Source organism: Vibrio sp. Vb1980, from assembly GCF_033338615.1.
Taxonomy (GTDB): domain Bacteria; phylum Pseudomonadota; class Gammaproteobacteria; order Enterobacterales; family Vibrionaceae; genus Vibrio; species Vibrio alginolyticus.
Genome location: NZ_JAWOSZ010000018.1, coordinates 79,161 through 91,301, shown reverse-complemented (window position 1 = coordinate 91,301; position 12,141 = coordinate 79,161). Strand labels below are relative to the sequence as shown.

The following is a 12,141-nucleotide window of genomic DNA, read 5'->3' as shown; positions in this document are numbered from 1 at the left end:
TTCTTTTAGTTGTTGATTTCATAACACTCTCCAATTTTGGGGGTGGAAAGTGTCAACCTTATTTAGGACGGCACAATGAGATGAAGAAAAGCGAAGGTCATCCCTTCGCTTTTTTGTACTTATTACTATTCACCTGAAGTGGGGGCTGGTGAGGCAGAGATTGCTTGAGAAGGTGGTTGGTAATTGACGTCACTGAAATCAATCTTCGGGAACAAAAACTGCGCTTCAGCTCTAATTTGCTCCGCTTTACTTGAGTCATCTAAGCCTTGGTAGGCCAAAATCAAATTATTATAAAATGCAGGGCGAGGCTTATCTTTGATGATTTTTAGCGACCAATCGATATAAGGCTGAATCAAGGTTGCGTCTTGTTGGTACAGCCCAAGGTTTAAAAACGTGCTATAGACATCCCAATCAAACCTGTCTTTCCAAACCACAGGGTTACTGACTTGATTCAGAATATCAGGGTTAGTTGGTCTAGTGGTCTCAAACTTCGTCAATACATAGTTCGTATGTAATGCGCTTACCATGTAAAACGTAAACGCAACGGGAAGTACCAAACTAAAAACACGCAGCAAGCTTTTGGTCACATTACTAAAGCCGACTTGTCGATAACGAGAGACGCGCTGATCGACCCAGTACAGTAGGATAACGAAGATCAACCAATGCACGAGAGAGTGGTAGAAAGGGTATTCCAGTTGTGAGTGCAATACGATAGGTATAAACAAGGCCAGCAACGCAAGACGAGTTCCGCGTTTGGCTTGATAGATTCGATACAGTACCAGTGCCATCGCTAAGAAGATGCCGAGTATTGGCAGTAAGCCACCTTCTACTCCCCAGTAAAGTAGCTCGTTATGCGGATGATCCATGGCTGGCAAACCAGCTGGGTAATTCTCATTTAGGGCATGTTGACGAGCCGTATACAGCATGTACTCAGATTCAAACTTGCCATATCCATAACCAGTAAAAGGCTTTTCAATCACCATGTCTAATGTTTGCGGAAAAGTATACGCTCGAGGAGACTCCATATTTACTTTTTCTGCGGCTAACCCACCTCCATCAGGAAAGGCAAGATGCATGACAACGACTGAGAGTAAGAGCCCACTTACAAGTGACACAACCCAGCGGATAAAGCGCCCTTTGGTTGCAAAGCGGTACATGTATGGAATGACCAACAACACGGCGATGACCGAGGCTAACCAACCAGTGCGTGAAGCCAACGCCACAATTAGTGGTAAAGTTAAAACTGGTACGGCATAGAGAAGGTAAACATCGCTTAACTTACGATCGTATTTGTAGGGCTGACGTGCAAGTAAATAGCTGGCAATCACCAACCCTGTCGCAAGAAAGCTGGCCATTACATTGGGCTGTTGGAAAATACCATAAGGACGATTGGCCACCGTGTCGTAACCAAACGGATTGCCTGGTTTGAGATACAGATATTGTGTCAAACCAAAAATGGCTTCGATAACAACCGCAAGGACAATGAACCATAATAGGCGTTGGCGATGTTTATTACTGAAATGAAATTGTTGTAAGACAATAAAGAACAGGACACCACACCACAGGCCAATGAGCTTATTGGCTGCCAAACTGCTATTCGCATTTGGGTACAGAATGGGCACCGTCATGATAAGAGCACTAATGAACAAGCCGATGGTTAGTTTTGAGTAACGTAGTACTCGATTATTCGCAAGTTGGTAACACCCAATGCCTAATGCAAAGCTAAAAGCAATCCAAGTTGTCGCATTGAACGAAAGCGAAAGCCCCGAACCGCCGGGGTTGGGCATGAAAAAGTGCATTGCCAACACAAATAGTGTTGCCAAGGCAATGAGAAACTTGCGATTGAGGGGAACCTGTACTTTTTCGGGAGAAAGCTTTGTTCCACTTACATGTATAGTAGCCATAGTTATTGCGTTGTTTTGAATGAAAAAAGACCAGCACTTGCTGGTCTCGATACTTTACCTGTTTTTTCTACTTCAACATAGGCTTGAGGAAGTGAGCTGTGTGCGAACCCTCGATTTGCGACACATCTTCCGGAGTGCCTTGAGCGATTATCTCGCCGCCACCCTGACCCCCTTCAGGACCAAGATCGATAATCCAGTCCGCAGTCTTAATGACGTCCAGGTTATGCTCGATCACCACGACAGTATTTCCGTGGTCGCGAAGTCTGTGCAGTACAGTGAGCAACTGCTGGATATCATGGAAGTGAAGGCCGGTTGTTGGTTCATCCAAAATGTACAAGGTTTTTCCTGTATCACGTTTGGATAGCTCTCGCGCCAGTTTCACACGCTGTGCTTCACCACCGGAGAGTGTTGTTGCCGCTTGACCCAATCGTATGTACGACAAACCGACATCCATCAGTGTTTGTAGTTTGCGAGCGATGGCAGGAACTGGATCGAAGAAGGTGCGTGCATCTTCGACCGTCATTTCTAGCACTTCATCAATAGTTTTACCTTTGTAACGTACTTCGAGCGTTTCACGGTTGTAGCGTTTACCTTTACACACATCACATGGCACATAAACATCTGGTAGGAAGTGCATTTCTACTTTGATAACACCGTCACCCTGACAGGCCTCACAACGACCACCGCGTACGTTAAAACTAAAACGGCCCGGTTTGTAACCGCGAGAACGCGACTCCTGTGTGCCTGCAAACAGTTCACGGATTGGGGTAAAGATCCCCGTATAGGTTGCAGGGTTAGAGCGAGGTGTACGGCCAATTGGGCTTTGATCGATATCGATGACTTTATCGAAGTGCTCTAGACCTTTAATCGATTTATAAGGTGAAGGCTGAGCCGTTGTCGCTCCGTTAAGTTGGGTATGCGCAATTTTAAAGAAAGTATCATTAATCAGCGTTGATTTACCTGAGCCAGATACTCCTGTAATACAGCTGAATAACCCAACAGGAATTGAAAGGTTAACGTTTTTAAGGTTATTACCTGTTGCGCCTAATAGCTCAACCGTTTTATTCGGATCTCGCGGCGTGCGATCTTTCGGTACTGCGATTTCTTTAACACCACTTAAGTACTGACCTGTCAGAGAATTCGGATTCGCGACTATCTCTTCCATGGTGCCTTCCGCAACAACATTACCACCATGTACGCCAGCACCAGGACCAATATCTATGACATGATCTGCACAGCGAATCGCATCTTCATCGTGTTCTACCACAAGTACGGTATTACCTAAATCGCGCAAATGAGTCAGTGTTTTTAGGAGTCGTTCGTTATCACGCTGGTGGAGGCCAATCGACGGTTCATCTAAGACGTACATGACACCAACAAGACCTGCACCAATTTGGCTTGCTAAACGAATACGTTGAGCTTCACCGCCTGATAAGGTTTCTGCACTGCGTGATAAGTTTAGGTAGTTCAAACCGACGTTAACTAAGAATTGCAGGCGGTCGTTGATTTCCTTCATCACTTTTTCAGCGATTTGGGCTCGTTGACCTTCCAGTTTCAAGGAATGGAAGAACTCCAATGCATCAGCAATGCTGAGTTCAACAATCTCAGGTAGTGTCGTATCAGCAATAAACACGTTACGTGCTTCGAGGCGTAGACGAGTACCGCCACAGCTTGAACAAGATTTAGTGGAGATGTATTTCGCAAGCTCTTCACGGACAGAGTTGGATTCTGTATCACGATAGCGACGTTCTAGGGTATTCAGAATACCTTCGAATGGATGGCGCTTAACGCGAATATCGCCACGATCGTTGATGTATTTAAACTCAATCTCAGTACGACCTGAGCCCTTTAGAATGACATCTTGCGTTTTCTTTGGCAGAGAATTAAAAGGGGCATGGAGGTCAAAACCATAATGATCGGCCAATGAGGTGAGCATTTGGAAGTAGTAGTAGTTCTTTTGATCCCAACCGCGAATCGCACCTTGTGCCAAGCTTAATGAATCATCTTGAATGACTCGGCTTGGATCGAAGTATTGTTGAACACCCAAGCCATCACAAGTGCCACATGCACCAGCAGGGTTGTTGAATGAGAAAAGTCGCGGCTCTAACTCTTGCATGCTGTAACCACATTGTGGACAAGCGAAGTTGGCGGAGAAAATAATCTCTTCACCGTCGCCATCCATTGGCGCGACAACCGCAATTCCGCCTGATAATTCGAGTGTTGTCTCGAAAGATTCGGCCAAGCGCTGTTGTAAGTCTGGACGAACTTTAAAGCGGTCTACCACGACTTCAATGGTGTGCTTTTTATGTAGCTCAAGGGTTGGAGGATCGGAAAGATCGCAAGTTTCTCCATCAATACGCGCACGAATAAAGCCTTGAGCCGCTAAGTTCTCAAGCGTTTTAACATGCTCACCTTTACGTTCTTTGACAATAGGCGCCAATAGCATCATTTTGCTGCCTTCCGGCATCTCTAGGACTTTGTCCACCATTTGGCTGATGGTTTGCGCAGCAAGAGGGGCATGGTGCGTTGGACAGCGGGGTTCGCCCACACGAGCATACAATAGACGTAAGTAGTCGTAGACTTCGGTAATTGTACCGACGGTTGAACGCGGGTTATGAGAAGTAGATTTCTGTTCAATAGAAATCGCAGGTGATAATCCTTCAATGTGGTCGACATCGGGTTTTTCCATCAGAGACAAAAACTGACGAGCGTAGGCAGAGAGAGACTCTACGTAGCGTCGTTGGCCTTCTGCATACAATGTATCGAAAGCGAGAGAGGATTTACCGGAGCCACTTAGTCCAGTAATGACAATCAGTTTATCGCGAGGGATTGTAAGATTAATGTCTTTAAGGTTATGGGTTCGGGCACCGCGAACTTCTATTTTATCCATCGTTTTTGCTCTATGTATAACCAAGTGGGGCAAGTATTACATAGTGTGAGAAATGTGCAAAGAAAATTACTGGATAAAAAAACAGTAAAGTAAAAAGCCCAGCGTTGTGCTGGGCTTTCGATACAGTAATTTCGTACTACGACGATGCTTTATACAGCTTTTTGTGTTGCGTGCTTACCTAGCTCAGAGGTTTTTTCATCTTTTAGATACAGGTTTTCAAAACAATAGTTAGTTGCTTCGATGTAACCTTCAACGCTACCACAGTCAAAGCGTTTGCCCTTGAATTTGTAAGCCAACACACAGCCCGCTTTTGCTTGCTTCAGCAGCGCGTCAGTGATTTGAATTTCACCACCTTTACCAGGTTCGGTGTTTTCGATCAGTTCAAAAATATCGGGAGTCAGGATGTAGCGGCCAATGATAGCAAGGTTGCTAGGCGCCGTGCCTTTCTCTGGTTTTTCTACCATGTCGTCTACGCGGTAGATGTCGTCTTTGATCATTTCACCAGAGATAACGCCGTATTTGTGTGTTTCTTCGGCTGGTACTTCTTGCACTGCAACGATAGAACAGCGGAACTGCTTAAATAGTGCCACCATCTGAGCCAGTACGCCCTCTTGCTCGTTCACACAAAGATCATCAGCAAGAACAACAGCAAATGGCTCATCGCCTACCAATTCTCGTCCAGTTAGAATCGCGTGGCCCAAGCCTTTCATTTCGCGTTGACGTATATAAGTGAAGTTTGCAGATTCAATGATTTCACGGATATCTACCAACAGCTCTTCTTTGTTGGTACCGCTAATCTGATGTTCCAGTTCGTAGTTCTTATCAAAGTGGTCCATGATCGAGTGCTTGCCACGACCTGTCACAATACACATGCCGTTCATACCAGCTTGGATTGCTTCTTCGACACCGTATTCAATAAGCGGTTTGTTCACGACTGGCATCATCTCTTTTGGCATAGATTTCGTTGCCGGTAGGAAGCGTGTGCCATAGCCTGCAGCAGGGAACAGACATTTTTTTATCATTGGGGGAATATCCTATCTCGTTTTTATCAAGAATCTGCGCATAACTTTAACACGAGAGGTATCAATGAATCATGAATAAAGTAGGAAAAAATGTGAGACTCGGTGCGGAAAAAAGATGAGCGACTCGTCATTTCAGTTATCAGAGCCGCTCACATTGCATCATGACATTAAGTTTTGGTCTGCCCAGGCGATTGCCTGTACTCTGTTCTTTACGGATAGCTTTTTGAATATCTGATATAAGTGCGATTTGATGGTGAATTCACTGACGAATAACTCCTCGGCCATCTGACTGTTCGAGGCGCCAGCTTGTAGGCAACGCAGTACTTGTAGCTCACGAATGGTTAGGTCTACCGTAGCTGGTGCAGTATGAGTATTAATGACATTGCGGTAATAGTGTAAAAGTTGACTGGTTACATTACGCGGCAGCCAGTTTTGACCGTTAACAATGCCTTTTAACCCTTCTCCAATTTGCTCTAGCGTATCTTCGGAATAAAACACACCTTTTAATTGACCAAATGAAAGAAGTTCGTCCGTGGTTAGTCTTTTAGGCACGTTGAAGACAACGGTTTCAAAGTTTTTCCATACAAGAGGCAAGTTTTTGATCGATTGAACAAGTGATTTATGTTCACTGAAGTCGATCAGTAGAATTTTATTACGGTGTTGTGGCTTGGCTTCCATGAGTGCTGCGGTTGAAATCACCGGGATGCTCATATCAACGTACTTTTCGAGTGCCGCCACTTTTTTTTGCGCATTATCTTCCATACTGATCAGAAATAGCTTTCTTGCGTAAGCCGACTTTCTCACGTGTTCCAATCTCCCTGGGTTCAATAGAAGCCATAAACTGGCATTAAAGAGAGGCCATAACCATCGCTTTACTGAATAAATGCGTTCGAATTCAAAGCTTCACGAAACGATGTCTGCAACGCGAATCAAAAATGCTACACACGTAAGTTGAAATACGATTTGGGTTCTAGAGGGTGACTCAATAGATCACAATGGTATTAGACTTTAATCAAAACATTAAAGCGTGCTATTCTAATGCGCTAAAATTTTATATATCCAGAGTGAAACGGAGCACATCATGGCCAGCCGTGGAATTAACAAAGTTATTTTGGTGGGGAATCTAGGTAACGACCCTGAAATTCGTTACATGCCGAATGGCGGTGCAGTAGCAAACATTACTATTGCGACTTCTGATTCATGGCGTGATAAAGCGACTGGCGAACAGCGCGAAAAAACGGAATGGCACCGTGTTGTGTTGTTCGGCAAACTTGCGGAAGTAGCAGGTGAGTACTTGCGTAAAGGCTCTCAAGTTTACATTGAAGGGCAACTGCAAACTCGCAAATGGCAAGATCAAAGTGGCCAAGATCGCTACTCAACTGAAGTCGTTGTTCAAGGCTTCAATGGTGTGATGCAAATGCTTGGCGGTCGTGCTCAAGGTGGCGGCGCACCAATGGGCGGTCAACAGCAGCAACAAGGTGGATGGGGTCAGCCTCAACAGCCAGCTCAGCAGCAGTACAATGCGCCTCAGCAACAGCAACCACAACAACAGGCTCCGCAGCAATCACAGCAGCAGTACAATGAGCCACCAATGGATTTTGACGACGATATCCCGTTCTAACGAAAGACAAAATGAAAAATGTTGAAAAACACACTAAAGGCCGCTAATAGCGGCCTTTTTTATTGTCGCAATCTAATGATCTCACAGGCTTATCTTGGCAAGGTTAGGCGTAACAATAAAACTTATCAATGAGTGTGATTTTCTTTATGCTCCAGCCTCTCACTATCAGACTAATCCGATTGTTTGATGAACTCTTATCAAGTATAAATATTTCAATAAGGTATATGATGAATAAAAAAGGAATTTGGTATTCATGAGGTATACCCCAACTCTTAAGTTAAGCACACGGCTGGTGGCCTTTGTCACCATGATCGTTATCTGCGCCATGTTTATCTTGTTTGTCGGTGGCACCCTCTCTTTTAAACGTCTTGGGCAGGAATATCTCACCCATTATTTAGAAGGGATCGTAGAGGTGGTCGACAAGGAGATGGAAGATCCTGACGCCGCTTATTCTATGCAGCGCTGGATGCCGAAAATGCTGCAGGCTTCCAATATTGTCGAAATGACGTTGTCGACTAACAACGCCGTTGTTTATCGCTTCAAAGATACTTCTCATCAAATGGAAGCGTCAGTCTTGTTTGAGGCAGAGTACCAGCTGACTCACAATCAAGATTACACGATTCACTTTAAAGCAATTCCCCCTTACTTAGGTTACAGCTACTCAATGCAGGCGCTTTGGTCGATCACGCTTGCCGTTATATTGATCATCTTCTGCTTAATGCGCGGCGTGGCATGGCTTAAGGAGCAATTAGAAGGCTCCGAAATGCTCGAAGAGCGAGGCAGAATGATCCTGGCTGGTAGGGTGGAGCAGTATGCCAAAGGTGACAAAAAAGAATGGCCTTACACCGCCAGTGAAGCGCTCGATGTATTAATCGAAGAGTTACAAGATGCGCGTCAAGAGCGAAGCCGATTTGATACCTTTATTCGAACTCAAACCTTCCTTGATAAGCTAACCGGTACCGCTAACCGAGTGTTATTTGATAGCAAGTTGGAATCGGCGTTACTAGAAAGCGGGGCTCGCGGCGCCGTGTTGCTAGTGCGTATTCAAGACTGGAAACTGGTTGAAGAAGAGCAAGATAAGCAAATTACGGATGAGTTTATTGTTGAAGTTGGGAGTTTATTGTCCAATTTAGTTCAACGATACCCAGATGTTGTATTTTCCCGTTATTACGATGCTGATTTTGCGCTTTTTCTACCGCACCAAAGTGCGAAAGATGTGGCTAACCTTGCCTCGCAATGCATTCGCCAGTTAGAAAAGTTAATGCCGCCAGAGCCACTTGATCCAGACAACTGGTGCCATATTGGCATCACCACTTATAAAGAAGGTGAGCGACACAGCCAAATCATTGATGAAGCCGAGACTGCTTTGCGTAGTGCGCAACTACAAAATAACAATAATTGGAGTCGCTTCAAAAAATGGAACCACGATGAAGAAGCTCGCGGAAGTGTGAGATGGAGAACGTTATTTGACACAGCACTTACACCAGAAAGTGTGATACTCTACGCACAATCTGTGCACCCAATAAGTGACGCGACGCATAAAAAGTCATTATATGAAGAGTTAACATGTCGGATTCGCGATCCTGAGAATGGGATTGTTAAAGCGTCTCGGTTCATTTCTGCGATCAGACAGGTTGGTTATGAAGCGCAAATGGATAAGTCGGTTATTAATAAATTCTTAAGAGAGTTTAAGGATAATTTTGATAACTCAAGATCGTATGCGCTCAATTTGAATGTAACGCCATTTTCTAACCGAGAGTACTTTAAATGGTTTCGTGATGAACTCTTACAGTTGTCACGTGAGCAGAGAAAGTGTCTCAGTTTTGAGTTTGTTGAAGCACAATTTGTAAGACACTTAGACTTTATGCGACCAGTCGCTAAAATGCTGGCCGGTTTAGGGTGCCACTTAATGGTTGGGCAGGCTGGGCGTACCATCGTCAGCACTCACTATTTAAAAGAAGTGGACATTCGTTACCTTAAACTTCATCGCAGTTTAGTAGCAAAAATCGACCAACGACATGAAAACCAGCTATTTGTCCGCAGTATGCTAGGTGCGGCGGCAAACAGTAAAACTAAAATTATAGCAGTGGGAATTGAGAATCAGAACGAGCTCAACACATTAATTGAGCTCGGGGTTTATGGTGGGCAAGGGCGTTACTTTTCTGCGGAGCAGCAGTTTCTTCCTCGTCCCCAAGCGTTGCCGAATTCTCAATCAGAATCCCAAGTTAAATTGGGAAGACGAAATCGCTGGCGGAAAAAATAAAGATAATAATCATGGATTTCAAAGCACTATTCGACAAGCTTAAGCGATCATCTAGTGGTGGTCGCTCCTGCTTTTTGGTTATTCAGCCAGACGCCGTTTATTTATCATCTTCAATCAAAAGTAGTCGTCCATACCAATTTGATATTTCTGAGTCCAATTGGGAAAAAGCCGTTGAGCAAGCATTGAGCGTTGCAGCGAGTGCGTATGATTCATTAACGGTTGTTCTTTCTCATAACTATTACCAGATGTACCAAATCGACAAACCGGTCATGCCGCGTCAAGAATGGCCAGCCGCATTACCGTTTTTGTTGAAAGAACTGATCTCTGAGCGCGCCATCGACATTATTGCCGATGCGGTCGAGTTACCGAATTCAACCAAAGTGCAAGCATACGTCTTATCGCGAAAAATATTGGATAAGATTGTGTTACTGGCCAGTCGATCCCAGTTACCATTAGAAGCCATTCTTCCTGAAGACGATATTTGGGGAGAGACTGCGGGTGAACTAGGAAACTTCCTATTATTACAACGCAGTGTGCGTGGTCATTTCCGTATAAGCGCTTTTGTCGAAAATACTATTGCGTTCCACCGCTCTATTCGCAGTGTGACGCCACCGTTAACGGGGGTTCCGTCTAGCGATTTACAGATGGACAGTCTGTCGTTAGAACTGCAACGTTCGATTGACTATCTTTCATCTCAGTTACGCCACGTGCAATTACATCAATTGAAAGTGTGCTGTGATGAAGAGGATGAGAGCGAGCTTGTTCAGGCTCTGAACTACCGTTTAAGTACTAAGGTTTCACCGTTATTACCACCAGAACATGAGCTATCAGGACATGTTTTGGCTGACACTGCGGCTACTTCAAATACTCGACGCGTCAACTTATATCCCGATTACTTAAAACCGAAAAAAGAGCTCCTGACGCTAAAAAATATCGCGTTATCTTGGGGCGTTGCGGCGGCTGCAATTCTATTTTCTTACGGTTATGTCACTTGGCAGAGCAGCGGTTTGGAAGATGAGATTGCTATTGTAAAAAGTAAAGGCGATATCATGAAGTCAGAGCTTGAACGTTATCAAGTCAAGCTACGTAAACATCAACCTGACAATAATAAGCTGGCAGCTAAAGCCCGCTTAGAGCGTGAAGTCAAGGCGAAGCGAGACTCGCTTAAAGCTGTCGGGAAATACGATGACTCGCAACGCACGGGTTACTCTGGCGTGATGCAATCATTAGCGAAGCTAGGAAACCAAGAAATTTCTTTGTCCGAAATTCGAATCAATACCCATACCTTAGACCTGAAGGGGCTAGCGAAACAACCGAGCTCAGTGCCAAATTGGGTTAGCCAATTTAAAAACGAAATTAGCTTGGTTGGTCGAACGTTTGACGACGTCAAAATAGGTCGAAATGATAAGGATATTGTGACGTTTGAACTAAAAACGCGCGAGGATAAAGAGAAATGAACGAATTCTGGCTCTCATTAGAAGGGCGCTTTGGCGAAATGAGTACGCGTGAAAAAGTGCTCACCGCATTGTGCGGTTTAGTTGTCGTGATCATGTTGCTCTTTACGCTGGTATTGGAGCCAAAGCTTAACGAGATCATCAGTAATGAGAGGCAACTAAGTAATTTAAAGCAAGCTAATCAAAAGATTGAAATCGATACGCTACGTATTCAGGCGCAACTTAAGAAAGATCCAAATGCTGAGATTGATCGCGCGATATCTAATCTGTTAGCTGAGAGTCAGCATCTTTCGATGCAATTAGCGGAGATCATCGAGCATCTTATTACACCTTCGCAAATGGCTGAGCTGCTTGAAAATGTGTTGGAGCAGCAAAGTGGCATTCACCTTTTGTCTCTGCAAACCTTGCCATCTGAGCCAATAACGGAAGATAAAGAAGCATCGCAATACTCTGGTTACTACGTGCATCCTGTTCGTATGGAACTGACTGGTGACTATTTTTCTATTGCTAATTATCTGAATAAATTGGAGAGCCTTCCTGCGAGTTATTACTGGCGCAGCTTTAGTTATAAAGTCGAAGAGTACCCGAAAGCGAAGCTTGTGTTAGAAGTCTACACACTAGGATCTAGAGAGGAGTTTATTGGTGGTTAACAAACTCATCATCTCATTGCTTGTTATGGCAGCGGCAGGAACCGCTTGGGCAAACCAAGACCCAACGGCCCCACTTGGTTGGGAAAAGCCAGCGGTTGAAACGTCAGCGAAACCAAAAGTTAAACGGTATCGACTGCCTAAGCTCAACAGTATTGTGTGTAAGCCAAGTACTGATTGTATCGCGATTATGGATAACAAACTTGTCGAAAAAGGCGAGCTATTTAAGGGTTATCGCGTCGCGAGCATTAATAGTGAATTTGTAACTTTAAAGCGTGGTAACCGTCAGTGGGACCTAGAGCTTTTTGATTTAAACGTAAAACAATAATAACCAGAGCCC

The 12,141-nt window shown here is 44.5% G+C and carries 9 protein-coding genes; 5 read left to right on the top strand and 4 right to left on the bottom strand.

The genetic code is table 11. The annotated features are described in order from the left end of the window. Positions 1 to 125 precede the first annotated feature (125 nt). From R7F64_RS20660 to R7F64_RS20645, 4 genes are all read right to left on the bottom strand, one after another. On the bottom strand, positions 126 to 1,904 hold the full coding sequence (locus R7F64_RS20660) for a PglL family O-oligosaccharyltransferase (protein WP_258473728.1): 1,779 nt from the start codon (positions 1,902 to 1,904) through the stop codon (positions 126 to 128). Between the two features lie 67 nt (positions 1,905 to 1,971). Then, positions 1,972 to 4,794 (bottom strand): excinuclease ABC subunit UvrA, encoded by a 2,823-nt coding sequence (uvrA, locus tag R7F64_RS20655; protein WP_318072053.1) that lies wholly within the window; start codon positions 4,792 to 4,794, stop codon positions 1,972 to 1,974. Positions 4,795 to 4,943: 149 nt separating this feature from the next. After that, entirely contained in the window at positions 4,944 to 5,816 is an 873-nt protein-coding gene (gene galU, locus R7F64_RS20650; protein WP_005381239.1) for a UTP--glucose-1-phosphate uridylyltransferase GalU, read from the bottom strand. A gap of 159 nt (positions 5,817 to 5,975) precedes the next feature. Then, the gene (locus tag R7F64_RS20645; RefSeq protein ID WP_005381237.1) at positions 5,976 to 6,620 is read right to left on the bottom strand and encodes a LuxR C-terminal-related transcriptional regulator; all 645 of its coding nucleotides are present in this window, start codon (positions 6,618 to 6,620) and stop codon (positions 5,976 to 5,978) included. Between the two features lie 277 nt (positions 6,621 to 6,897). Between R7F64_RS20645 and R7F64_RS20640 the strand changes: the two genes are divergently transcribed. The 5 genes from R7F64_RS20640 to R7F64_RS20620 all read left to right on the top strand — a co-directional run bounded on the left by R7F64_RS20640 (position 6,898) and on the right by R7F64_RS20620 (position 12,129). After that, positions 6,898 to 7,437, top strand: coding sequence for a single-stranded DNA-binding protein (locus R7F64_RS20640; protein WP_005381235.1), 540 nt, complete (start codon positions 6,898 to 6,900; stop codon positions 7,435 to 7,437). A 253-nt stretch (positions 7,438 to 7,690) separates the two neighbouring features. Further along, positions 7,691 to 9,700: an RNase E specificity factor CsrD gene (gene csrD / locus R7F64_RS20635; protein WP_005381201.1), complete on the top strand. Its 2,010-nt coding sequence runs from the start codon at positions 7,691 to 7,693 to the stop codon at positions 9,698 to 9,700. An 11-nt stretch (positions 9,701 to 9,711) separates the two neighbouring features. Further along, entirely contained in the window at positions 9,712 to 11,157 is a 1,446-nt protein-coding gene (locus R7F64_RS20630; RefSeq protein WP_213877776.1) for an MSHA biogenesis protein MshI, read from the top strand. Continuing rightward, a complete protein-coding gene (gspM, locus tag R7F64_RS20625) occupies positions 11,154 to 11,804 on the top strand; it encodes a type II secretion system protein GspM (protein ID WP_005381197.1) in 651 nt (216 codons plus the stop codon). The genes R7F64_RS20630 and gspM overlap by 4 nt, the downstream gene beginning before the upstream one ends. Further along, positions 11,797 to 12,129 (top strand): hypothetical protein, encoded by a 333-nt coding sequence (locus tag R7F64_RS20620; RefSeq protein ID WP_005381196.1) that lies wholly within the window; start codon positions 11,797 to 11,799, stop codon positions 12,127 to 12,129. The genes gspM and R7F64_RS20620 overlap by 8 nt, the downstream gene beginning before the upstream one ends. Positions 12,130 to 12,141 lie beyond the last annotated feature (12 nt).